This window comes from Marinobacter sp. NFXS11 (genome assembly GCF_040148675.1).
In the GTDB taxonomy this organism is placed as follows: domain Bacteria; phylum Pseudomonadota; class Gammaproteobacteria; order Pseudomonadales; family Oleiphilaceae; genus Marinobacter.
Genome location: NZ_JAGDDV010000003.1, coordinates 526,545 through 550,316, shown reverse-complemented (window position 1 = coordinate 550,316; position 23,772 = coordinate 526,545). Strand labels below are relative to the sequence as shown.

At 54.2% G+C, this 23,772-nt stretch carries 23 protein-coding genes and 1 pseudogene; 11 read left to right on the top strand and 13 right to left on the bottom strand.

Features of this window, described 5'->3' with window-relative positions:
- Positions 1 to 181: 181 nt before the first annotated feature.
- Together dnaB and alr are read left to right on the top strand one after the other, a co-directional pair.
- The gene (dnaB, locus tag J3362_RS18280; RefSeq protein ID WP_041644976.1) at positions 182 to 1,588 is read left to right on the top strand and encodes a replicative DNA helicase; all 1,407 of its coding nucleotides are present in this window, start codon (positions 182 to 184) and stop codon (positions 1,586 to 1,588) included.
- The gene (gene alr, locus J3362_RS18275; protein ID WP_349521664.1) at positions 1,588 to 2,664 is read left to right on the top strand and encodes an alanine racemase; all 1,077 of its coding nucleotides are present in this window, start codon (positions 1,588 to 1,590) and stop codon (positions 2,662 to 2,664) included. Before dnaB ends, alr begins: the two co-directional genes overlap by 1 nt.
- A 17-nt stretch (positions 2,665 to 2,681) precedes the next feature.
- On the opposite strand, the gene J3362_RS18270 is transcribed toward alr, so the two are convergent.
- Positions 2,682 to 3,038 (bottom strand): hypothetical protein, encoded by a 357-nt coding sequence (locus J3362_RS18270; RefSeq protein WP_053114594.1) that lies wholly within the window; start codon positions 3,036 to 3,038, stop codon positions 2,682 to 2,684.
- A 149-nt stretch (positions 3,039 to 3,187) separates the two neighbouring features.
- On the opposite strand from J3362_RS18270, the gene J3362_RS18265 reads away from it, so the two are divergent.
- Positions 3,188 to 4,066: an SDR family oxidoreductase gene (locus J3362_RS18265; RefSeq protein WP_008176370.1), complete on the top strand. Its 879-nt coding sequence runs from the start codon at positions 3,188 to 3,190 to the stop codon at positions 4,064 to 4,066.
- Positions 4,067 to 4,093: 27 nt separating this feature from the next.
- Here J3362_RS18265 and fnr read toward each other — a convergent pair whose 3' ends face one another.
- From fnr to ylqF, 3 genes are all read right to left on the bottom strand, one after another.
- Positions 4,094 to 4,843 carry a fumarate/nitrate reduction transcriptional regulator Fnr gene (fnr, locus tag J3362_RS18260; RefSeq protein WP_014576153.1) on the bottom strand — a complete coding sequence of 250 codons (750 nt, stop codon included), beginning with the start codon at positions 4,841 to 4,843 and terminating at the stop codon, positions 4,094 to 4,096.
- A gap of 139 nt (positions 4,844 to 4,982) precedes the next feature.
- Positions 4,983 to 6,191, bottom strand: coding sequence for a beta-ketoacyl-ACP synthase I (gene fabB, locus J3362_RS18255; RefSeq protein WP_349521663.1), 1,209 nt, complete (start codon positions 6,189 to 6,191; stop codon positions 4,983 to 4,985).
- A gap of 121 nt (positions 6,192 to 6,312) precedes the next feature.
- The gene (gene ylqF, locus J3362_RS18250) at positions 6,313 to 7,182 is read right to left on the bottom strand and encodes a ribosome biogenesis GTPase YlqF (protein WP_349521662.1); all 870 of its coding nucleotides are present in this window, start codon (positions 7,180 to 7,182) and stop codon (positions 6,313 to 6,315) included.
- 242 nt (positions 7,183 to 7,424) lie between these two features.
- Between ylqF and J3362_RS18245 the strand changes: the two genes are divergently transcribed.
- Positions 7,425 to 7,889: a Spy/CpxP family protein refolding chaperone gene (locus J3362_RS18245; RefSeq protein ID WP_227499692.1), complete on the top strand. Its 465-nt coding sequence runs from the start codon at positions 7,425 to 7,427 to the stop codon at positions 7,887 to 7,889.
- 435 nt (positions 7,890 to 8,324) lie between these two features.
- Here the strand turns inward: J3362_RS18245 and J3362_RS18240 are convergent, their stop codons facing one another.
- The 5 genes from J3362_RS18240 to J3362_RS18220 form a co-directional block, all read right to left on the bottom strand.
- Positions 8,325 to 10,811, bottom strand: coding sequence for an efflux RND transporter permease subunit (locus J3362_RS18240; protein ID WP_349521661.1), 2,487 nt, complete (start codon positions 10,809 to 10,811; stop codon positions 8,325 to 8,327).
- Between the two features lie 48 nt (positions 10,812 to 10,859).
- Entirely contained in the window at positions 10,860 to 12,080 is a 1,221-nt protein-coding gene (locus J3362_RS18235; RefSeq protein WP_349521660.1) for a methyl-accepting chemotaxis protein, read from the bottom strand.
- A gap of 8 nt (positions 12,081 to 12,088) precedes the next feature.
- On the bottom strand, positions 12,089 to 13,141 hold the full coding sequence (gene lipA, locus J3362_RS18230) for a lipoyl synthase (protein WP_014576159.1): 1,053 nt from the start codon (positions 13,139 to 13,141) through the stop codon (positions 12,089 to 12,091).
- A gap of 129 nt (positions 13,142 to 13,270) precedes the next feature.
- Entirely contained in the window at positions 13,271 to 14,548 is a 1,278-nt protein-coding gene (locus tag J3362_RS18225; RefSeq protein ID WP_008176355.1) for an O-acetylhomoserine aminocarboxypropyltransferase/cysteine synthase family protein, read from the bottom strand.
- A gap of 342 nt (positions 14,549 to 14,890) precedes the next feature.
- On the bottom strand, positions 14,891 to 15,325 hold the full coding sequence (locus tag J3362_RS18220) for a PACE efflux transporter (protein ID WP_108018775.1): 435 nt from the start codon (positions 15,323 to 15,325) through the stop codon (positions 14,891 to 14,893).
- Between the two features lie 304 nt (positions 15,326 to 15,629).
- Here J3362_RS18220 and J3362_RS18215 point away from each other — a divergent pair, with 304 nt between their 5' ends.
- The 4 genes and pseudogenes from J3362_RS18215 to J3362_RS18200 form a co-directional block, all read left to right on the top strand.
- Positions 15,630 to 15,908: a hypothetical protein gene (locus J3362_RS18215; protein WP_349521659.1), complete on the top strand. Its 279-nt coding sequence runs from the start codon at positions 15,630 to 15,632 to the stop codon at positions 15,906 to 15,908.
- Positions 15,899 to 16,372 (top strand): transporter substrate-binding domain-containing protein, encoded by a 474-nt coding sequence (locus J3362_RS18210; protein WP_349521658.1) that lies wholly within the window; start codon positions 15,899 to 15,901, stop codon positions 16,370 to 16,372. Before J3362_RS18215 ends, J3362_RS18210 begins: the two co-directional genes overlap by 10 nt.
- A gap of 314 nt (positions 16,373 to 16,686) precedes the next feature.
- Complete coding sequence (locus J3362_RS18205; RefSeq protein ID WP_349521657.1) at positions 16,687 to 17,418, top strand: substrate-binding periplasmic protein; 732 nt, start codon at positions 16,687 to 16,689, stop codon at positions 17,416 to 17,418.
- Between the two features lie 119 nt (positions 17,419 to 17,537).
- A pseudogene (locus tag J3362_RS18200) lies at positions 17,538 to 17,681 on the top strand (tyrosine-type recombinase/integrase); the annotation flags it as partial.
- Positions 17,682 to 17,712: 31 nt separating this feature from the next.
- Here the strand turns inward: J3362_RS18200 and J3362_RS18195 are convergent.
- Positions 17,713 to 17,901: a hypothetical protein gene (locus J3362_RS18195; protein ID WP_216688062.1), complete on the bottom strand. Its 189-nt coding sequence runs from the start codon at positions 17,899 to 17,901 to the stop codon at positions 17,713 to 17,715.
- Between the two features lie 278 nt (positions 17,902 to 18,179).
- On the opposite strand from J3362_RS18195, the gene J3362_RS18190 reads away from it, so the two are divergent.
- Positions 18,180 to 18,908, top strand: coding sequence for a transporter substrate-binding domain-containing protein (locus J3362_RS18190; protein WP_349521656.1), 729 nt, complete (start codon positions 18,180 to 18,182; stop codon positions 18,906 to 18,908).
- Positions 18,909 to 19,156: 248 nt separating this feature from the next.
- On the opposite strand, the gene J3362_RS18185 is transcribed toward J3362_RS18190, so the two are convergent.
- Both J3362_RS18185 and J3362_RS18180 read right to left on the bottom strand, forming a co-directional pair.
- Positions 19,157 to 19,450, bottom strand: coding sequence for a helix-turn-helix domain-containing protein (locus J3362_RS18185; protein WP_349521655.1), 294 nt, complete (start codon positions 19,448 to 19,450; stop codon positions 19,157 to 19,159).
- Positions 19,447 to 19,767: a type II toxin-antitoxin system RelE/ParE family toxin gene (locus J3362_RS18180; RefSeq protein ID WP_349521654.1), complete on the bottom strand. Its 321-nt coding sequence runs from the start codon at positions 19,765 to 19,767 to the stop codon at positions 19,447 to 19,449. The genes J3362_RS18185 and J3362_RS18180 overlap by 4 nt, the downstream gene beginning before the upstream one ends.
- Positions 19,768 to 20,136: 369 nt before the next feature.
- On the opposite strand from J3362_RS18180, the gene J3362_RS18175 reads away from it, so the two are divergent.
- Positions 20,137 to 21,957 (top strand): ATP-binding protein, encoded by a 1,821-nt coding sequence (locus tag J3362_RS18175; protein WP_349521653.1) that lies wholly within the window; start codon positions 20,137 to 20,139, stop codon positions 21,955 to 21,957.
- 1,218 nt (positions 21,958 to 23,175) lie between these two features.
- Here J3362_RS18175 and J3362_RS18170 read toward each other — a convergent pair.
- Complete coding sequence (locus tag J3362_RS18170; RefSeq protein WP_502882446.1) at positions 23,176 to 23,466, bottom strand: DNA-binding protein; 291 nt, start codon at positions 23,464 to 23,466, stop codon at positions 23,176 to 23,178.
- Positions 23,467 to 23,554: 88 nt separating this feature from the next.
- On the opposite strand from J3362_RS18170, the gene J3362_RS18165 reads away from it, so the two are divergent.
- Positions 23,555 to 23,770, top strand: a complete 216-nt coding sequence (locus tag J3362_RS18165) for a DNA-binding protein (protein WP_349521652.1) — start codon at positions 23,555 to 23,557, stop codon at positions 23,768 to 23,770.
- Positions 23,771 to 23,772: the final 2 nt, after the last annotated feature.

The following is a 23,772-nucleotide window of genomic DNA, read 5'->3' as shown; positions in this document are numbered from 1 at the left end:
CTGGTGGCCCCACTGCCTCTTCAGAGGCTGGTGCCGGCCAACCTGACAGGCCCGAACCGCATCTTGCGGCTTTCGGGCCTGTTGCTTTCTGGTATGCTGTTAAGTCCCTGTAACCCCCTCCCATTGCTTCGGCAGGTCGCTTAAACTGTCGTGGTTATGATGTGCAACTGAAGATGTGTTCATGGCCAAGCCCAATCTGAAGCCCGCGAGTACCGATCTCGAAACCAGCCGGATCAAGGTTCCCCCTCATTCTGTCGAAGCAGAGCAGGCGGTCCTGGGCGGCCTGATGCTGGACAATCGCCGGTTTGACGAGATCTCCGAGGTGATTTCGGCCGCCGATTTTTACCGACAGGACCACCGGCTGATCTTTGGCGCTGTGGAGCGCCTTGCCAGTGAGAGTGAGCCGCTGGATGTGGTAACCCTCGCCGAATTCCTGGAGCGGGCCGGTGATATCGAAGATGCCGGTGGTTTGTCCTATCTGGCCGAATTGGCCGAGAAAACCCCGGGTGCCGCCAACATCCGTGCCTACGCCGATATCGTCCGCGAACGCTCCATTCTGCGCCAACTGGTGGAGGTGTCCGGCAAGATTTCCGATTCGGCCTTTAATCCGCTCGGGCGAAACAGCAATGAGATTCTGGATGAGGCTGAGCGCAGCGTTTTCCAGATTGCCGAAGCGCGGGTCAAGGAGGGTTCCGGGCCGCAGGCCATCAACCCCATTCTGGCCAAGACCCTGAGCCGGATTGAGGAACTGTTTGAGTCGGGTGAGCAGACCACCGGCCTGACCACCGGTTTCAAGGATCTGGATGAGCAGACCTCGGGCATGCAGCCCTCGGACCTGATCATCGTGGCGGGTCGCCCCTCCATGGGCAAGACGACCTTTGCGATGAATATTGTCGAGAATGCCCTGATCAGCACCGGCACGCCGGTTCTGGTGTTCAGTATGGAGATGCCGGCGGATGCTCTTGCCATGCGTATGCTCTCGTCGCTCGGGCGCATTGACCAGACCAAGGTTCGCGGCGGCAAGCTGGAAGAAGACGACTGGCCCCGGCTGACGTCGGCGGTGAGCCTTCTGAAAGACAAGCCGCTCTATATCGACGATACGCCGGGCCTGAGCCCCACCGAGATGCGTTCCCGGGCGCGCCGTATTGCCCGGGAAAACGACGGCAAGATTGGCCTGATCATGGTCGACTACCTGCAGCTTATGCGGGTGCCCGGCAACACCGAGGGTCGGACCGCTGAGATCTCGGAAATTTCCCGGTCACTGAAGGGTATCGCCAAAGAGTTGAGTTGCCCGGTGGTGGCCCTGTCCCAGCTTAACCGGAGTCTTGAGCAGCGGCCGAACAAGCGCCCGGTGAACTCGGATTTGCGGGAATCCGGCGCCATCGAGCAGGACGCCGACGTCATCATGTTTGTGTACCGGGATGAAGTCTACAACGAGGACACCCCGGACAAGGGCATTGCCGAGATCATTATTGGTAAGCAGCGGAACGGCCCCATCGGCACTATCCGACTTGCGTTTATCGGCAAGTACACGAAATTCGAAGATCTGGCCCACGGCGATTATAGCGACTACGGCGGGGAGTATTGATGCCCCGCAGTACGATTGCCCGCATTGATCTGGACGCCTTGCGCCGGAACTTCCAGACTGCCCAGCGGCGGGCAGGCGGGGCCAGGGTGATGGCCGTGGTGAAAGCCGATGGCTATGGCCACGGCATCGGGCCGGTGGCTTCGGCGTTGGAAAGCCTGGCGCCGAAATACGCAGTGGCTTGCCTGGAAGAAGCGCGTGCCATTCGGGAAACAGGTCTGATACAGCCGGTCGTCCTGCTTCAGGGCGTCCATGCTGAAGCGGATATCGCTGAATGCGCCCGGAGTGGCTTTGAGCCGGTGTTCCACAGTTTCCAGCAACTGGCGTGGCTGGAGCGTCTGGATACATGGCCCGCTTTCTGGCTGAAAGTGAACAGCGGTATGAACCGTCTCGGCTTTCATCCGGACGAACTGGCCGGGGTGATGAGCCGGTTACAGGCCATGAGCGCTGATACAGAGCTCCTGGGGTTCGTCACGCATTTTGCGTGCGCCGACGATCCCGACAGCGCAATGACGGCGCAACAGACTACGGTGTTTGAAAAGGCCACGTCTTCGTTCCCGGATTTAATGAAGAGCGTTGCCAATTCGGCCGCCCATTTTCGACCGGGCCAGCCGATGTTTGACTGGAGCCGCCCCGGAATCATGTTGTATGGCGGCTCACCAATGGTGGGCACGACCGGTCCCGAGCTTGGCCTCGAGCCGGTTATGTCGCTTGAGGCGCCGTTGATCAGCACCCGGATGGTGCCGGCGGGCGAGTCTGTTGGCTATGGGGCCAGCTGGGTTGCCGATCGGGACACCCGGATGGGCATGGTCGCGATCGGTTACGGTGATGGCTACCCCCGGCATGCCGGCACCAATACGCCTGCGGCGATCAACGGCCAGCGGATCAGACTGATTGGCCGGGTATCCATGGACATGCTGGCGGTGGACCTCACCAATGCACCCGATGCGAAGGAGGGTGACAGCGTTGAACTCTGGGGTCGCACCGTGGGGGTCGATGAGGTAGCCGCCTGTGCCGGCACCATCTCCTACGAGTTGATGACCGGCATCACCGGGCGGGTACCGCGGCAATACCGGTAGCGTTGTGGCGCGCTTTTTCAGCCCGGTTCCGGTTCGTGAATGATTTCCTCGATAAAGTCGAGAATGGCAGCGAGGCTGCGGTCGTCCAGCTTTTTGAGCACCTTGTGCACGACCATCTTGCTGCCCTTGAGCATGCTGCTGATGCCCATTTTGGCCATGCCCATCATCATGCTGCTGGCATGCAGGCGGCGAAGCGGCTCCAGGAAAAAGAAGTCCAGACCTTCTTCGGTCATGTCCACAATCAGGTTGAAGAGTTTGTCGATGGCTTCCTTGTCGGCCTTGCCGCGTTCGCGCAGTTCGCCGACGGTATACAGGGCCCGGGTTCGCAACTCATCAGGGATCGGCGCCACAATGTGGCTCTGTTGTTTCAGCATGACAGTTCCTGTTGTTGTATGCTCTTGAAAGAAATAGCAAAGCATTAAATTCAGACTGCATCAGTGTAGGCGCCGGAATCCAGAAGCCATTGGCCAGACCGGTTCCGAAATAACGTCACATCAGTGATATCGGGAGGCATTGAATCCTCGTGCATGTACTTGTTGTTCACGATTACGGCCCTTTGGGGAAGGTTTTGCTGGAGCGCTTGCGTGCAACGCACCTGCACGTCAGCCCTTTGCTTGTCAGCGATCCCTCCAACGCCGATCTTGATGCACTGGAGAACTGGATTCCCGAAGATACCGACCTGATCGTAAATGCACTCTGGATGGCCGATCCGGAGGTCGCCGAGAATGATCCTGAGGGCGTCCATATGGCGGCATTCTCGCTACCGGTGGCCATGGCCGAGTTTGCACGTGATCGTGGTATGGCACTGCTCCAGCTGTCCTCCTGCTACGTGTTCGATGGCCGGAAGCAAAGCGGGTACATCACTTCCAATCCGGGGCAGCCGGTGAATGAGCTGGGTAACTGGCAATGGGAGTGCGAGCAGGCCCTGCGGACCCTGTTGCCTCGGCATATTATCCTGCGGACCGGCTGGAGCCTGGCACGGTTCATCCGGAAGGTGCAGGCCAGTACGGCTGCCGGTGAAATACTGTCACTGCCCGGACGATGCCGGGGGCAACCCGTATCGGTCCGTGATCTGGCCCGGGTAATCGAGGCGGTGGTTCTGCAACTTGATTGCGGGGCCGAGGTCTGGGGCACCTATCAGTACGCCGGTGCTGAGGAAATCAATCTGTACGAGCTGGGCCTGGCGATTGCCGGGCTGCCCGGTATTCCCGAAGGGATCCGGGTGGTGGACGAGGTGCCCGAGTGGGGGCATCTTGAGCCGGTCAATACCACGCTGATCTGCACCAAGATCCGCAATACCTTCGGCATCAAGCAGATGCCCTGGCGCTCCGGCCTGGTGGATGAGCTGACGATGTTGAAAAAGAATAACGGCAGGGAAGTGGAGAGTGAGCCCGCCGGCTAGTGGCAACGGCGGGCAAAACGCAGTTTCTCAGTTATTGCACTGGCGGGAGAATTCCCGGCTGACCATTTGCAGGGCTTCGATATCCAGAAGTTCGACTTCCCGGCCCCGGGCCTTGATGATGCCCTGATTCTGAAAGCGCGTGAACACCCGGCTTACCGTTTCGACGGCGAGGCCCAGGAAGTTTGCGATGTCGTTCCGTGCCATGGGCAGACTGAAGTTGGTCGGCGACATACGGCGGCGCTGGAATCGGCTGGACAGCGACAAGAGCAGTGCAGCAATGCGCTCTTCTGCGGTGTTCTTGCTCAGCAGCATGGCCAGTTGATGGCTGTTCTGGATCTCCTGGCTCATCAGGTGATACATATGGTGCTGTAACTCGGGCAGTTTGCCGGTCAGCTCCTCCAGTTTCTCCATCGGGAACTCACACACGCTGGTCCGTTCCAGAGCCTTGGCGGTGCACGCATAATGTTCACTGCCAATGCTGTCCAGGCCCACCAGCTCCCCGGGCATGAAAAAGCCCGTCACCTGTTCCTCGCCATTCTCGGTAATGATCGACGTCTTTATGGAGCCGCTTTTTACCGCAAAACAGGAGCGGTAGGGCGTGCTCTGGTCGAAGATGTGTTCACCACGGTTGAAGATCCGCCCCTGCTGGACAATGTCTTCCAGGCGGTCGAGGTCATTCTCTTCAATTGCCAGGGGCAGGCACAGGTTGCTCAGACTGCACTGGTGGCAGGACGCCTTGAGGGGAGATGCCTGACGAAACGGAATTGCTTGAGCCATACGTGATAATCCGTCCGATTTGATCCATGTCAACTATGTACCTTAATACGGATGGCCGTCTTTGCCAATAATCAAGCTGAATGATCTTAGAATATATTGTAAAAAAATAAGGGCCCGCAGGCCCTTATGCATCGCGGTTTCAGAGTTTCTCGAATACCAGGGACGCGTTGGTTCCGCCGAATCCGAAACTGTTGGACATCACGGTGTTCAGCGAGGCTTCCCGACCTTCAGGGCCTACAAGAGGAATATCGCTGATTTTCTCGTCCGGATTGTTCAGGTTCTTGGTGCCGGCAATGAACCCGTTCTGCAGCATCAGCAGCGAGTAGATGGCCTCCTGAACACCGGCAGCGCCGAGCGAATGACCAGAGAGTGATTTGGTTGAGGAAATGGCCGGGATGCCGGAACCGAAGGTGGCCCGCACCGCGCCCATCTCGGCAACATCGCCAACCGGGGTGCTGGTGCCGTGGGCATTGATGTAGTCAATCTTGCCCCGGATGGTGGCCATCGCCTGCTTCATGCAGCGTTGGGCACCTTCGCCGGAAGGCGCGACCATGTCATAGCCGTCCGATGTGGCGCCGTAGCCGGTCAGCTCGGCAATGATGTTGGCACCGCGTTTCTTCGCGTGTTCCAGTTCTTCCAGCACCATCATGCCGCCACCGCCGGCAATCACGAAACCGTCACGGCCGGCATCGAAGGGGCGGGAAGCCGTTTCAGGTGCATCGTTGTATTTGGTGGACAGCGCTCCCATGGCATCGAACATCATGGTCAGGCTCCAGTCCTCTTCTTCACCGCCGCCGGCGAACACGATGTCCTGCTTGCCAGCCTGGATCTGCTCCATGGCGTGGCCGATGCAGTGGGCGCTGGTGGCACAGGCCGAAGACATGGAGTAGTTCACGCCACGGATCTTGTAGGCGGTGGCCAGGCAGGCAGACACTGTGCTGGTCATGATGCGGGGGACCATATAGGGCCCGATGCGCTTTACGCCTTTCTCGCGCATGATGTCGGTGGCTTCCACCTGGCTTGAGCAGGAAGCGCCGCCGGAGCCGGCGATCAGGCCGGTGCGGTCGTTGGAGATCAGGTCTTCGGTCAGCCCCGACTGGGCGATGGCCTGCTCCATGGACAGAAAACTGTACATGGCGGACGGGCCCATGAACCGGCGAATTTTGCGGTCGATAACGGACGTGTCCACATCCACCGAGCCTGCAATCTGGCTCCGGAAGCCCATTTCCTTATAGGTTTCGTTGAAGCGGATGCCTGATTTTCCATTCTTCAGGCTCTGGGTGACCTCGTCCAGTGAGTTTCCGAGGCAGGACACAATGCCCATGCCGGTGACGACGACGCGTCTCATAAGTTCCTCCTTACCGACCGGCCGAAATGGCCGATCCTGCGATCAATAACGTTATTTGACAGTCTAGGCGCTTTGGCCCGGATACGATATTTGACCTTGGTAAGGGGAGCTCAGGGGTCGCTCAGTCTGCCGCTTCCTCGGCGGCCCGGGCTTCGCGTTCGACCATCTCCGGGGTTTCCAGGGAAATGCGTCCCAGCTTGCCCGACCGGAATTCGTTGAGAAGTACCTCCGAGACCTTGTGCAGGTCCGGAACGCCGCCCCGCCCGAAAAATCGGCGTTTCGCGGCAATGCCATCCATCAGCGCCAGGGCATCTTTCGGCAGTTCCTCAAAGCCGTAGCGGGTCCTGACCAAGTCCGGGTAGGCTTCCAGCAGATACTCGGCCTCGAACATGGCCACATCCTCAAAATCCAGAACCGCGCTTCTAATTGCTCCGGTAACCGCCAGACGGTAACCACAGGCTTCGGGCGACAGTTTCGGCCAGAGGAAGCCAGGGGTATCGTAGAGCAGAACATTGTTGGGCAACTTGATAGCCTGCTGGGCCCTGGTTACTGCCGGTTCGTTCCCGGTTTTGGCCGCAGGTCGTCCCGCCAGTGTGTTGATCAGGGTGGACTTGCCGACGTTCGGAATGCCCAGAATCATCACCCGCAATGCGCTCTTCTGGCGATCGTGACCGGGCGTCATCTCTTCCGCCAGCTTGAGGATGGACAGTGCCTCATTGCGCTGGTTGTGGGTAAGCGTGATGGCGCGAACCCCACGTTCTTTCTCGAGCCAGGCTAACCATTGTTCGGTAATTTCTGGATCCGCCAGGTCGCGCTTGTTCAATACCTTGATCAGAGGCGTATCACCACGAAGGGCCGGCACGAGCGGGTTTTCGCTACTGAAAGGAATACGCGCGTCAACCACTTCGATGATGAGATCCATCTGCGGCATGACTTTTTTGATCTCCTTGCGGGCCTTGTGCATATGCCCTGGAAACCAGTTAATGGCCATCTTGTTTGCTCCGGATGTGGTTAAACGGCGCCATTATGAAGGGGAATGACCAAACTTTCACATTTGTTTGAATCCGCGTGTGTGGCGGCTTTTGGCGCGGGATACTGAGAAGTATGTACAAAAAGAGGGCTGATCGGGGTGAAAAACCGTATCCGTATGTTTTAGGGTGTAGTCCCTGAACGATGAAACCAATGTATGTCGGTGGTATTCAGATTGTGGCCACCCTGTTAACGGAGACATTTATGAAGCTCGTAAAACTGTTTGGTACTGCCCTGGTAGCCCTCAGCCTGTCGGTCCCGGCCATGGCCCAGCAATCCGGTGGCCAGCCGGATCAGGTAGATCAACTGGCACAGATGGTGGGGCTGACCGAAGATCAGCAAACTGAAATCCGTGCCATCATCGACGAGATGCAGGGCGAAATCGGAGAACTCCGTCAGGAAGCCCGTGCGCTGCAGCAGCAGATGCAGGGTGAGATCAAATCAGACTTTGATGAAGCCGCTATTCGCGAGCAGGCCAAAGAGCTGGGCGATGTGACCGGCGAGATCGCGGCTCTGTCCACGCTGATGCAGGCGAAGGTCGACAGCGTGTTTACCCAGGAGCAGCGCGACGAGTTGGACAAGCGTATGCAGCAGATGCAACAGCAAATGCAGCAGCGTCGTCAGATGCAACAACAGATGCAGCAGGGGCAAGGTCAGGGCATGCAGTAATCCTGCTTTCCCTCTGACACTGTTGGAGAAGGGCCGCATCCTTGGATGTGGCCCTTTTTTTGTGTCCTTAGCCTGCTGGTTTTGGGGGAGGAACAGGGGTGTGGCGCCCTCCCAAAAACCGCTACGAGCACATCCATGTGCGCTTGGCTGTGGCCATCCTTGGCCACAGACATTTTTGGGAGGGCACCACACCCCTGTTCTTCGAACGATTCAGTCATCGCTCACTGCTTAACTGCTTGTCCGGGATATTGGGCGCCGAGTGTCTTCCTATAGCTCCTATTTCTGAAGCTTGGCAGGTGTAGGCCTTTGCCAGAATGTCGGCTGCCAAGGATGGCCGACGTCAAGCGCACATGGATGTGCTCGTAGCGGTTCTGGCAAAGGCCTACACCTGCCGAGCCACCCCCAAACCTAGAAGGCTAGGAGCCCAGCCCAAACCTACACCCCCGAGCCAAAGGGCTTAACGAGAACAATGAGCCGAGGAAGCAGCGTAAGCGCCCCAACCAGAGCCATGAACATGGCAAACCCCGTAAACAACCCGAAGTAGATGGTCGGGATGAAGTTGGACAGCACCAGTATCGAGAACCCGGAGATGATGGTCAGCGAGGTGAAAAACATGGCCTGGCCGATGCTTCGGTGGCAGCGGTGCATGGTGGCGATGTAGTTGCCGTCTTTCTGGAACTCGGTTTTGAAGCGGTGGATGTAGTGGATGGTGTCGTCCACGGCGATGCCGACGGTAATGGCCGCCACGGTGATGGTCATCATATCCAGGGGAATGTCCAGCCAGCCCATCAGGCCGAGCACCGAGCCGGCGGCGATGAGGTTCGGGGCGATGCCGATCAGGGCCAGTTTCAGTGAGCGGAACAGGATCAGGAACATCACCATGATGGCGGCGAAGACTACGCCGATGGTCTTGATCTGAGAATCGAACAGGCTCTGCAGCATGTTGTTGTACATCACCGTCATGCCGGCAAAGAGTACCTGATCTTTCGAGTACCCCAGTTCCGTTGTCAGATGTTCATGGATGCGGTTCAAGAGCTCCTGTCGACGCAGTTCCGGCATGGTTTCCAGGATCCGGATGCTGAATCGGGCCTGGTCGTGCTCCTCCGAGATGTAGGGTGTCAGTAGGGTATCCTGCAGGTCATCCGGAACCGCAGCGGGTACAAACGCCAGTTCCAGGGCGTCCAGGGGCTCGCCCTGGTTGATTTGGGCGAGGATATCCAGCGTGGTGTTGATCGAGAGCACCTTGCCGGTCTCCGGTAGTCCGTCCAGGTAGTCGTGAACCGCCTCCAGTTGTTCCATTTTCTGGTAGGTGTACCAGGTATCGCGGTATTCCTTTCCGGCACCGCAGTCTTCCACGAACGGGTCGCAGTCACTGGCAAACGGGTCGCCGCCGCTCGCGCCTTCCGGTGGCGGATCGTCGGTGATAACCACGTCCAGGGGCGTGGTACCGCCCAGGCGGTTGTCGATGGTGATCATGCCCTGATGGATTTCGGTGGACGATTTGAAATAGTCGATAAAGCTGTTTTCCACCGTCAGCTTGTTCAGGCCGACTACGCAGAGCACCGCAATCAGGCCGGAGCCGACCAACACTGTCTTGCCGAAGTGTTCGGTGAACCGCGCAAAGGCATCGGTGAAGGGAACCCTGTCAGAGGTAACCCGGCTGTCCAGTGGTGGTGGCAACAGGGTGAGCAGGGCCGGGAAAACAATAAAGGTGATGAGAAAAGCCACGGTCAGGCCCAGGGTCATCATCCAGCCGAAATCGATGACCGGGCGAATGCCGCTGAAGGTGAGCGAGCCGAAGGCGACAATGGTAGTGATGGCCATGTAGAAGCAGGGCTTGATCATCGCCATTACGGTGTTGCGCAGGGTGTCTCTGGCGCTTGCCTCGGGCTCGTCGTGCTGGAATTCCCGGTAGCGCACGATCAGGTGGATGGTGAGCGACAGGGTCATGATCAGCAGCAGGGAAATAAAGTTGGAGGAGATGACCGTCACCGGCCACTGGGCCCAGCCCAGAAAGCCGACCATCAGCCAGACGGTAAAGCTGCAGCACAACAGTGGCACCAGAACCCAGCGCCACTGCCGGAAAATAATGGCCAGGGTGAGCAGCAGAAACGCAAGGACGCCGAGCCCGAAGGTAGACAGGTCGTTCTCGATGAAGCGGATCATGTCCGCCACAATCATGGGCACCCCACCCAGGTGGATGTCTGCGCCGTCGCGGTAGGTGTCGAGAATGGAGCGAACCGTGCGGATGGTGGCATCGCGCTCGACCCCAAGGGTTTCGGTAAAGTCGATGAAATCCTGTTTTACCTGTTCCAGTTCGGCCAACTCGGCCTCGGAGGCTTTGCCGGCATCGGCCTTGTCTCTAAGATCGTTGCGCTTTCTCAGCAGCTCAAAATAGCGATCCGGCGTGGGCAGGTTGACCTGTATGGCAGTGGTTCGCCCGTCTTCGCTGATCAGTAGGTTGGGGTAGAGCGGATTGTTGAGAAGCGCCTGGCGGGCTGTGTCCGGCGCTACATCGTGGTCGTCCAGGGTTTTGATCTCGCTGTCCACGGTATCCAGCGTCAGATCCGGGCTGTGGAGCAGGGGTACGTTCAGGATGCTGTTGGTGGAGCCTACGGCTTCCAGGCCTTGCAGTTCATCCCGCAACGCGCCCAGTCTGGCCAGCCCATCTTCGGAGAACAGTTCACCTTCGGGGGTATAGGTGACGATCAGGAAATCGTCCGAGGTGGTAAAGCGACGGTTTACCTGGCGGTATTGTTCGAGGGAACGGTCGTTTTCCAGTACCAGGGATTCGGCGGAAGCATCCAGGCGGAATTCGCCGAATTTGATAGCGGCGATGGCTAGAAGGAGGCCAAAACCCGCAAGGATAATAACGGGATGCGGAAAAATCAGGCGGTCATACAGGGCGCGAAGACGATTCATGAACAACTACTCTGCCAGTTCAAACGAGTGCAGAGTGTGCCATAAACCTCAGTGAACCGTGACCTTTGACGAGGCTTCTTCCAGGGAATCGATCAGCTTTTTCAGGCGGCGGCTCATATCCGCGCTTTCCGCAAGCTGGGTCACCATGTTCTGGGTGGTCTCGCGAATGCCCTGAACGTTAGCCAGCACATCGTCGGTGCCGGCGGTCTGGTCTGCCGAGACGTTGGCAATTTTCTGGTTGGTATGATCGATCCGGCTGACCACCTCGTTGATGGCTTCCAGGGCCCGGCGGCCTTCCTCGGATTCCTCGACGCAGCGGGTGGCATCCTCGGAACTTCCGGTCATCTGATTTACGGCGGTGTTGATGGCGCTTAGAAGCCGATCGATCGTGCCCTGAATCTGATCGGTGGAGTCCTGGACCCGTTGGGCCAGTTTACGGACTTCATCAGCCACGACGGCAAACCCTCTGCCCTGTTCGCCAGCTCGGGCCGCCTCGATGGCCGCGTTCAGGGCCAGCAAATTGGTCTGCTCGGCAATGCCCCGGATTTCGGTGATGGCGTGGCTGATTTCATGGCTGTTTTCGGCCAGGGCTTCGACGCTGCTGGCGGAATTGCGCACCACATCGGCAAGCTTGCGGATGCTGTCGGCACTCTGTCCGACACGGCTGCTGCCGTCGCGAGCGGCATCGCTCGCCTCGTGGGAGAGAGTCTTGGCAATCCCGGCCTGTTCGGCGATGCCGGTGAAGCTCTGCAGCATGGTTTCGATGACTTCCGCGGACCGGTCGGCGCCCTGTTGTTGGCGACCGAGGTCATCCCGACGGGCTTCGGCGGCCGCGGTCAGCTCCTCGACCTCCTGGTGCAGCCGTTCGATGGCTTCCTTCATGCTTCGGACCACGCCCATGGTGCGGTCCTGCATGGCATTGAAGGCGCTGGCCATCTCGCCGATTTCGTCGGTGGAATCCACCACCGCCCGCTGGCTAAGATTGCCCGAAGCCTGAACGTCGACCATGGTGTTTTTCAGGCGGTTCACGTGGCGTTCGATAAACGAGATCAGCAGCTGGGACCCGGCCATCTCTAGCACCATGAGTATTGCCACAACCAGCGCGAAGCCGGGTGCTGTATCAGCGAAGACCTCGTTGAACGACCGGCCGGTCTGCCCGGCAATCGTGTTCATGGCATAGAGAACGAGCAAGCAGAGAACTGCAAAAACGACAATGTTCAGCAACCAGAATTTGTACTTCAGCCGGGCATTTCGCAGCAGTGTCAGCATGTATGTTCTCAGTCGATGGCCTTCACCGGAATCTGCATGGCATTGGAGGCTTGGGGAACCTCGGGCACGGCAAGACCCAGATTGTTTTTATCGAAGACTTTGTCAGCCCGGTAGCTGGAGCGGACCATGGGGCCGGATGGCACTTCCATGAAGCCCTTCTCCAGGCCGATTTCCCGGTAACGGTTGAACTCTTCGGGGGTGACGTAGCGTTCTACCGGCAAGTGGTTCGGAGTAGGGCGCAGGTACTGGCCCAGAGTCAGGATATCCACACCGATGGCGCGCAGATCGTCCATGGTTTCCAGGATTTCCTCTTCGGTTTCGCCGAGCCCCAGCATCAGGCTGGTCTTGGTAAGCACGTCCGGACGGTGCTTCTTGGCGTGCTCCAAGACCCGGAGGGTTTTTTCATACCCGGCACGCGGATCACGAACCCGACTGGTCAGCCGCTTGACGGTTTCCACGTTCTGGGCAAAGACATCCAGCCCGGAATCCACCACCTTCTCAACGTCCGCCATCACCGCATCAAAATCCGGCGTCAGCGCCTCAACGGCGACTTCCGGCGTGCGCTGTTTGATGGCAGAGACACAAGCGGCATAGTGGGCAGCGCCGCCGTCGTCCAGGTCATCACGGTCTACCGAGGTAAGCACGATATAACGAAGGCCCATCAGCTCTACGGACTTGGCCGTGTTCTCCGGCTCTTCATGATCGAGCCAGCCTTTCGGGTTGCCGGTGTCCACCGCGCAGAATTTGCAGGCCCGGGTACACACAGACCCCATCACCATGATGGTGGCCGTGCCGGCGGTCCAGCACTCACCGATATTGGGGCAATGAGATTCCTGGCAAACGGTGCTCAACCGGTGCTCACTGACGTTCTTGCGCACCGCCTCATAGCGCTCGCCCCCGGGCATGCGTGCCCGGAGCCATTTGGGCTTCGGCTCTCGCTTTTCCGCTGTTGTGGCTTCCTGCTTCGATGACCGCTTGACGCCATCCTTGATGGCCGAGAAGCCATGCTCGTTGCGGAATTTGGAACCACTGGTAATGCGGGTTTTTGCGCTTTCGCTCATTGCAACCGGACTCTCGATTCGGGCATGGGGAACACTAAAGAGTAATGGCCTGGCGGGGGAGTTACAAGACAGATAGGGGCAATCACGAGGGTGCCGGGCACGACATTGGTCGTACCCGGTTGACCGCTATCAGGCCTGGGCTTTGTCCAGGGCCTGGGTAATGTCGGCAATGATGTCGTCGACATGCTCGATACCGATGGACAGCCGCACCAGATCCTCGCTCACACCGGCGCTCTTCAGCTCTTCCGGGTTGAGCTGGCGGTGGGTGGTGGTCGCCGGGTGGCAGGCCAGGGACTTGGCGTCACCGATGTTCACCAGACGCAGGATCAATTCCAGGGCATCGATGAACTTTGCCCCGGCTTCCCGGCCACCCTTGATGCCGAAGCTCAGGATGCCGGACGCTTTCCCGCCGGAAATCTTCTCGCAGGTCGCCTTGTACGGGCTGTTGGCCAGGGTCGCGTAGTTGACCCACTCAACAGACGGGTGCTCCTGCAGGAAGTTCGCGACTTTCTCGGCGTTCTCGCAATGACGTTCCATGCGCAGCGCCAGGGTTTCCAGACCCTGCATAATCAGGAACGCATTGAAGGGAGCCAGGGCAGCACCGGTGTTGCGCAGCGGAACCACTCGGCAGCGGCCGATGAAGGCAGCAGGGCCCAGGGCGTCTGTGTAGACCACGCCGTGGTAGGACGGATCCGGTTCGTTCAGCATCGGGAACTTGTCAGCACTGGCTTTCCAGTCGAACTTTCCGGAATCCACGACAACGCCTGCGACGGTGGTGCCATGGCCACCGATGTACTTGGTGAGCGAGTGAATCACGATATCGGCGCCGTGCTCGATCGGGCGGCACAGGAACGGCGTGGCAACCGTGTTGTCCACCATCAGCGGGATGCCGTGTTTGTGCGCAATTTCGGCCCAGCGCTGGATATCGACCACGTTGCCCGCCGGGTTGCCGATGGACTCGCAGAACAGGGCGCGGGTGTTCTCATCAATAGCCTTTTCCACGGCATCGAAATCGTCATGGCGAACCATTTTGCACTCAATGCCCTGGTTCGGCAGCGAGTGCGCGAAAAGGTTGTAGGTGCCGCCGTACAGCTGGCTGGTGCTCACGATGTTGTTGCCCACCTTGCAGATGGTCTGCAGCGCATAGGTGATGGCCGCCATGCCAGAGGCCACGGCCAGGGCGCCAACACCGCCTTCCAGTTCTGCCATCCGCTCTTCGAGAACCGCGTTGGTCGGGTTCATGATGCGGGTGTAGATGTTGCCCTGAACCTTCAGGTCAAACAGATCGGCACCGTGCTGGGTGTCATCGAAGGTGTAGGACGTGGTCTGGTAAATCGGGGTGGTAGCGGCCCGGGTAGTGGGATCGCTTTTGAAGCCTGCGTGCAGGGCGAGGGTTTCCGGTTTCATGTCAACGGTCCTTGCTGCTAAGTTGTTGTGTATGGGTTTTAGCTCGTGAGTATGCCACAGAGTTTGTCTTTAGAGGATCGTCCCGCTCCCTCCTTGCAGACCTGAGATAGTCACTGATGGATGGGTAGAAGAATATCCCCAGGCAGACCCAGAAAACACTGATCGACAGGATGGCCGCCTTCACGCTCGCGCCGGCGAACCCAAGGGCAATGGGGACCAGAACAACGGCCAGGAACACTGTGAGCGCGTGGCGGGATTTCATAATGCGATACAACCTTAAAACGCATTCGGGCGGAGCTTCTATCCTATCCGACTCTCCCCTACGGAACTGTCAAAGTTTGTTTAGGTGGCGTTGGATTTCTTGGCGTCCGTGTCAGGAAATATTGTGTCGTAACACCAGGTGAATACGAACGCATACACCAGATAGAACACCACGAACGCCACATCTACGATCAGCGCTTGCAACAGGCCAATGCCCATCCACCAGGCAATGATCGGCAGGAAGATGAGCATCAGGCCCAACTCGAAACTCACCGCATGCAGGAAACGGATCCGCAGGGATTTTCGGGTTGAGCCATTGAAGTGCTTCAGGCCGTGATCGAATCCCAGGTTGAACAGGTAGTTCCAGATGGTCGCGATGGTGGCGCCAACCACACCAAGAACTCCGGTTCTTCCCATATCGAATCCGAAGGTTACGGCAGCGAGGGGAACGGAAAGCAGGAGGCCGATAACCTCAAAGGAAATCGCCTGTCGAACTCTGTCTCTTGTTGATCTCATAGAACGTTTTGTACGGAGGCGGGTCGTCCCGCGTTCACTGCCCGGGAAGGGTGGGGTCGTCCCCAGAAGCTCAAGAGCCCGGCGCTTTCGCGACGGGCTTGCCAGAATACTGGCAGCAAGGGGCGGAGTCTAACCGCCGCCCGATAAAGACCACTAAGCAAAGGGCTGGAAAAGATGAGCACGGTGCCGATATGACAACTACTATAAAAAAAGCGCTTGGTGTTGTGTGTTAGTCAATGTCACGTTTTTTCGCTTAAATGCCTTAAAAGGTATGCACTGTATTCGCATGCTTGGGAGGTGGGACATGCAAAGGCTCGTATGGCTGAAGCTTTTTCCTTTCTTTTTGTTCCTGTTTTTTTCTCTGTCCCTGTCCGCTGATTCGAATCGTCACCATGTTGTTGGGGTCTTTGCAGATATAGAACGCGAAATTTCTGTAGAAAACGGAAAACTCGTGGGTCGTTTTGCGCCCTATTATCACTGCGTCTTTAGCCGCGTAGACGGCGATTTCAGGTTTGTTAACATGCCGCTGGCCCAGATACTTCGCCAACTGGAAAAGGCGGTATTTCAATTGGGTTGCCGTTAATTCAAACGGTAGAAAGGGATCAGTATGCGGACTTTGGCGGTACGTTGTTTCAATTGGAATATGTGTATCTCATGGTTCAGGATTTGCCGCCGTTGGACAGCATGACGGGGCTCAGGTTTGGATTTGTCCGGAAGTTTGCGGGTTTAGAGCTTTTAAAAGGTGATAGCCCTCAAGTAACGCATGTCTCTGATTGGGAGCAGGCTGTCCGAATGCTCAGGCTCGGTCGGGTAGATGTCGTGGTTCTACCCAAGATCATGATGGACCTGTATCTCAAGGACTATCAAGGGGCTTATTATGACCGAACCGCAGCCTGGATAGATTTGTCCATGTACATTTCTCACAGTGTAGAGGATAACGGTCTCAAGGAAGACTTCAGGGATGCCATCAGAACCTGCCGCTTGATTGGCGAGAAAAATCATGAGGCCTGGGATATCCCCGGGAGACAGCGAGATCCAGAAGACTGACCTGGCGTCAGTGAATTCGCCGCCTATCGATAAAAGTACGGCGCTCTGGGGCAGCTTACAAACGATGTGGTTTCTCCGCCCCCCCGCAACAATTGATCCACATTCTTAGTCACACCTTCGCCAGTTGTCCGCTCAATCACACTTTAGAGGCATTCGTAAAATACAGTGTAATCGATTGAGTAATCCTTCCTATTGATTGCGGATGTGATATATCTTGCACTTTGTTGGTGCGTGGCATGTTTTCAGTTCTGGTGTGAAAGCCGGGAGAATCAGCCTGAAAAAGTTGCCAGTGCAGGTATTGGGAGGTCTTTAGGGTGAGATTCGTCATTTTAACGTGTGTGCTGCATGTTTTTTCTATGACCTACGCACACTCTTCAGAACGTCTGTCTGTTGGTGTCATTGATGATACTGTCGGATGGATCGGCGTTGAGGAGGGGCAGCTCACTGGCGATTTATCTAAACCTTACCATTGCGTATTTGACCACTCCGGGTTGGAGATCGAAGCGATTTCTGTCTCATTGAATCGTGGCCTGGTTGAGCTTGAGCTAGGCAGGCTCGATATCGTGCTACCGATAGCTAGAACATCACAAAGGGACGAGAAAGCCGATTTCGCTGGTCCTTTGTACAGTGCCGGGTTTTCGATCGTAAGCTTACGATCGTTGCAGCTTGATGCGGCGTTTGCTGAGACGCCCAGGCTACGATATGGGATCGTTTTGGGCTTTGTCGGCAAACAGTTTATTCCAGAGTCTGCGGGTAGAGTCGAAGAAGTATCAGATTGGTCGCAGTTAGTGGAGATGCTCAAACTGCAGCGAATCGATGTTGCTGTAATGCCATCAGGTATGGCGAAGCGTTTTCTCGACAGCGAGCGGGAGGTACTTTCTGCCTGGGAGGTCGGCGTGATTCCTGTTTCCTTATACATGTCGAAAAAGTTGCGGGGCACCGACGTTCAGCGCGCTCTGATGCTGGCGATCCAGCGCTGCAAAATAGAAGAGGCTATCAATACGGAGATTGTTGGCGTTGACTCGCACTCCCCGTCCTCGATGTAGACAACTTGTATTCAGCCAATAAAAAAAGGGTCACGACTTTCGTCGCAACCCTTTGAATCTTGGTAGCAAGGGGCGGAGTACTCGAGCCTGCGGCCCTGACCCTTAGGGCCGTTTCTTAACAGCTCACCCAGATTTTTCGGCACACCTTCGCCAGTCACTACATGATGAATTGGGGTGGCATCCATACGCTTCAGCGGATTCTTGGGCACGGCAACGTGACCATGATCATGAAGTATGCCCATCTGTCACCAGATCACCTGTAGTCTGCTGTTCGGCTGTCTTCCGCAGCTTCACTTAGTCCTGGTCACGTTCCTCGTTCTTCGTGATGTAACGTTTGATGTCATTGAAAAAGAAAATGCCAAGGGCTAACCAGAAGATCCCGATCGAAGCGGCAGCGGTTTTTCCTGTCTGTCCTGCGAACGCAAGTGCGACTGGTACCAAAACCAACGCCATGAATACCGGAATGATCTTTCTTGTGCTCACTGTCGGATACAACCTCGGAATCGCGCATAGAGACAAGCCAACCAGCCTATCCGAATACCTCGTAGGCAACTGTCAAAGATTGTTTAACCTGCCTGCAGTGTGACAATGACCGTTTTTTGAGCAATTAGGAGGTCTTGTTACTACTATTAGAAGTACATTCCGTAGAGTAGAAGTACATTCCGTAGAGGTTCAGTCGGATATGCCTACATTAACGGCAGCGAAAATCGCGAAATGCAGTAAAAAACACGCACTGGATCCGCGTGCCTTGGAGGTGGATCATGGAACGGGCATTTTTGCTCAGTCTTCTCCAAATCTTTTGGTTGTCTCTGTTCTCAGTATCCCTGCTTGCTGATTCCAAACGCACCCACGTAATCGGCGTCTTTGATGGTATCGATCGGGAAATTGCGGTTGAGAACGGAAAGCTTGTGGGCCGTTTCGCGCCCTACTATCGATGCGTTTTTAATCGCGTGGAGGGAAATTTTAAATTCGTTGAAATGCCCTTGGCTCAAATGCTTTACCGCTTGAGGAAAGGTGGCATATCTGCCGGCTTGCCCCTGGTGCAGACGCCGGAAAGGGATGAATACGCGGACTTTGGCGGCTTATTGTTCCAGACCGAGTATGTCTATCTGCTCCTGCGAGATCTCCCACCGTTGGATAGTCTGACTGGTCTTCGGTTCGCGTTCGTCCGGAAGTTTGTTGGTGGCAAGCTTTTGAGAGGAGAGGATCCACAAGTGACTGACGTGTCTGATTGGGGGCAGGCAGTTGAACTGCTCAAAAATAATCGCGTCGATGTGGTTGTTCTGCCTTGGGTGCTGATCGACACTTACATGAACAAATACGATAAGCCCTATTATAATCGGACAGCGGCCTGGGTAGATCTCTCGATGTACATTTCTCACAAAGTGAATGACAGTCGCTTTACTGAGGATCTCCGGAAGGCAATCAGAGAGTGTCGTTCCATTGCGCACCAGAACCAAGTTTCTTGGGATACTCCTACGAGACCATAGCCGTTGCGGAGCTGACACCCCCCTGTAGGCAACTTTTAGTCAAACAATAAAAAAGGGTCACGACTTGCGTCGCAACCCTTTGAATCTTGGTAGCAAGGGGCGGAGTCGAACCGCCGACCCCAGCATTATGAGACCTGTGTGAGGCGTTCATTAAAGTGCACAGGCGTTCAAAATCAGCTACTTGCGTATTCTGGCCGGTCGTTAACGGGCACTAAGGTACACGGCGGTAGGCAAGGGGGCAACCGACATCAAGCGGATTCCCGGTTGTCTTCTACGGCCTCCAGTTTTACTCGGAAGCCACAGGCAGCAGCGTATTTGTTAAGGGTGCTCCAGCTTGGGTTCCCTTTGCCATGCTCAAGCCTGGAGATGTTGCTCTTATTGGTGCCCAGCTTGTTGGCAACCTCCTCCTGGGTAAGACCGGCTGAAGTCCTCATAGTGACCAACTGATCAATCAGGTTGAACTCGTCCTGGAGGGCGTCGTACTCCTTCCGGACCTCGGGGTTTTCCAGTGCCTTCTTCTTAAAGTCGTTAAAGCTTTTCATTTCCTGACCTCCTTTAACCGCTCTTTCGCGAGCTCCAGGTCTTTCTTTGGTGTCTTCTGATCTTTTTTTACAAACACGTGGAGAACCACGATTCGTTTACCCTTCATGTAGCAGAAGATACCTCTGCCGATCCCTTCTTTCGCTTTGGCCCGGATTTCGAACAGCTCATCACCCAGTGGCTTTGTGTGTGGCTCTCCAAGATTGGCGCCGTGTTTCTCCATCAGCTCCATCAAGCGAATCATCCGCGCCTGAATCTTGGGTGGCATTGCTGCCAGGTCTTCGTCTACCTTTCCGTAAAGCTCAATTTCCCAGGCCATTCCATCTCCCATTTTCTTGTCTGTTATCATAAATGATAACCTGTGTTGGTGCGAAATACTCTTATGGAATAAGGCTTGCCATGCTTAATCTACAGTGTTAGAGGATTGGGTTCATGGGACATGTACAAGGCGTACAGTGGCTAGCACAAGGTTTCACGATTAGTCGGTTGCGTAGGAAATCCGGTCGTCAACAGGCTTTCAAGTTTTGGAAGGTAGGTAAGATGGCCTCTTTCTAAAATCGATCTTCTTCTGTACTTCAAGCCCTGAAGCCGTTCGAAAACATTGCCTTTTTCTGTTCCTAAAACCACCATCTTTTGATAACGTTAAGTATTGATTTTAATTATTTTCACTTGAATTAAGTTTTAATATATGAAAATACGCATAAATAAGGAATATAAGTCTATTTCTTCCAGTCTTAGCTTTGAGCTCCCTTTGTTTACCGTCTTGACTGGCGAAAATGGAAGTGGAAAAACACACCTCTTTGAGGCGATTAGCAACTCTAAGCTGAGCGACGTGATTGTTGATGACTCCAAAATAACGAATATTGTTTATATTCCCTTTGGAGATTTAAGTCCCAAAGTTGATGAGTCTTGTGATCCTGCCCAGATAGCTCAGAGAATAAAGCTAATTGCAAGAGATGTTGAAAATGCAAAGGAGCAACTAGCTAGAAGACCAAATACTGTTGTTGAGCCTGGAAGTAAAGAGCAAGATCCAATAATGCGTTATATTGGAAATGCTGATCACAAAGAGGTTGTTTTATCTATATGTGAGAAATTCGATATTTTCCCTTCCGAACTTAACGAAGATATTATAGCTGACGGCATAAGCTCGGTTCGCCTTTCAAAGGGTGACTTTTTCAATGCTCAATTTGCGCTCATATTTAAAAATTACCATGTAAGGTATCTTGATAATAAGCTGAATAAGGTATATTTGGATGACGGAGTTGAAGGCGGCGGTCAATATCTAAGTGAAGAAGAATTTCGTGAGAAATTTGGTGCCCCTCCTTGGGACTTTGTTAACTCGGTCCTCGATCGATTGGATTTGCCATACACAGTAAACAATCCAATGTTAACAAAGAGAGACTCTACTTTTTACTTTAAGCTCGTCCATAAGATTTCGGGTATTGAAGTTAGTACCAATGACTTGTCAACAGGAGAAAAAACGTTAATGTCTTTGGCTTTGGCTATCTATAACTCCACGGGATCGGGAGATAGGGCTCAAGCCCTGATTGTAGATGAGCCCGATGCGCCTTTACATCCTTCAATGTCCAAGCTTATGCTTGAAATTCTTGAAGAAGAAATAGTAATGAAGCATCAGATACCTGTTTTGATCTCGACCCATTCACCCACGACTATTGCATGCGCTCCTCCGACTTCATTATACAAGGTTTCCGCTGAAAATAAGGTACCTGCTAGGTGTAGTCTAGAAGAGTCAATGGGGTTTCTCGCCTATGGTATACCCAATCTTCGAGTTTCTGTTGAACGAAGGCGTCAAGTTTTTGTTGAACACCAGAATGACGTCGAGTACTTTGAGTTATTCTTTGAGATAGTATCTAGAAAAGTTAAATTTGATGTTCTCCCTGAGTTTTTACCACCTCACACCCATACGGGAAGTAATTGCAGCGACGTAATAAGTATCGTTAAGAATCTCAGAGATAAAGGTAATGATCGTGTATATGGTTTGATTGATTTTGATATGAAAAATAGGCCGGAAAGTCAGATTATTATCCTAGGTAATGAAACTCGGTACGCAATAGAGAATTTTGTTTTTGATCCTTTCTTTTTGGGTGTTTATCTAATCCACAAGAATTTCGCCCAACCTTCGGATGTTGGTCTGGATTCATGCTTTTCCTACGTAGATGTTGTTAAATTGATTAGTAAAAGCCATGATGATGCCCAAAAAATTGTTGATGCTGTCGAGTCAAATTTGTCTTCGCGCGTTACTCTTTCGGGCAAGGTTTCTGTCGAATTGTTGAGCGGTAAAAGTCTTAGTATTGACTCTTTTTTTATTAAAAGTAACGGTCATGATTTGGAAAAGACAGTAAAAGATGTATGGCCTGTTTTGAACAGCGTCAGATCAAATAACGGAGGCGATAAAACATTGAAAAAAGAAATTATAAGCACGGTTATAAAAGATTTTCCTGACTTTGTTTCTCAAGATATGGTTAATACTTTTAGGGCTATAGAGTGACTCGGGATATCTAGTTTTATCAGAAGAAAATGCTTTATATTTTTAGTTTACGGTTTGACTATACATAAACGCGTACTATCCTTCACTATGCTGAACGTGTAATTGGAGGTTTACGTGCAAGAGTTCGTTATCAATAAGAGTCCTCAAGATAATGGTGACCATGAGGTTCATAATTTGGACTTTCCATGTCATAACATGCCGTACCCACAAAACCAGATTAAATTGGGTCGTCATTCCTCCTGTAAGGAGGCAGTGGCTTTGGCTAAGCAAAAATGGCCAGGAAACCGTATAAATGGTTGTTACTGGTGCGCCAACGCTTGCCATACAACTTAAGGTTCGGCCACGGTATAACTTTAGCCACTGTTTGCAGCCAGGTACCCTTGTTCGGCAGCCTTAATTCGATTTGAAAAGGCGGCTGTCGTTCGAGATGCCACCGGGCATCAGTTCCCGGTGGAACCTAATGGCTTTTTTAGCGTATAGCATCCCATTTGAGCTGAACTGCTAGAATATAAGCTACTCACTTTCTTGCACCAAAACGTTCTTAGTCTTGCCGATCCAGGAACCACCTTTCCATGACTCCTTTAGTTACTGCTATCCCTCGGCGTGACTATTTAACTTTGGGTTAACTTCGTCGTATTCGGGGCTTGTCTAGCCAATTTCCGGAGCGATCTCTCAGCTTAGCGGATGGTGTCTGTTCGGGGAGCGCCGTTCTGCCATTTCTGTTTTCTTAGTGCCTTTCAATTGCAGTATTCGGCTATTTTTTGTGTTCTTTTGTTGCTTTTGGCCTGTTGTATCCAAAACTCACACATCTGGTGATTCATTCGGTTTTCTCGAGCTGCCCGATGTCCTTGTTCTTTGGCGATCTCCATTTGCCGCCGGTGTTCTTGCTGAAGTCTTACACTTTCCTGTACGGCGGTAGGCTTCCATCTTTCTCTCTCTGGGCCAGTCATTTCCCAAAGTGCTATTCCTTCCGGATTTACGTAGCAGTTGGCATGAAGCCGAACAGACTCTGGGCTAGAGCAACGATTCCTCCAGATAGTTTCAGTTACATGCTCACCATAAGCTCTAGATGCGTCGTGTATTGTGTCGCTGATGGGGTCTGCGTTGGCGACTCCCAGGAAGGGGAGCGAGAGTAGAAAAAAGCCAAATCCTTTCATTACTGCATCCTTTAGTCTTGCCGATCCGGGAACCATTTTTCCATGACTCGTTTAGTTACTGCTATCCCTCGGCGTGACTGTCTAACTTTGATTTCACTTCATCATATTCAGGGCTGGTCTGTCCTACTTCTGGCGCTATCTCCCCGCTGACTAACCAAAGGCTGTATTCGGGAAACAGTTTTACCACAGCTTCAATTTCTTCTGCGCCCAGCCTGCTGTGCCCACTTTTGATGTTCTGCCAACGATACCGCTTGATGCCGGTCCTTTCCTCAAACCAGACGGTCGTTCTCTGACGGTTAAAAAGGCTAATCAAACGTTCTCGAATCATAGGTAAATTCAAATACTCATTCATTATGAATGAGTCTATATTGCCTCTGTAGTCATTCAATATGAATGAGTAATTATGATCTTTAGTGCCCGTTTATGGACGTTTTTGACCAATGACCATGATAGACGAACAACTAGCCGAACGCATTAAACAGCTCAACTGGCCCGTCCTTATGGACTGGCGTGAGTTTGCCGATTGGGTTCGCGTAGACCACGGCGTAGTAGAGGGTTGGATCAAACGTTGCTACATCCCTACCCACAAGATCGGTCGTCACCGCATGGTCAATATCCCCCGTCTCCTGGAACAGATGGAAGAAGAGGAGGTATGACC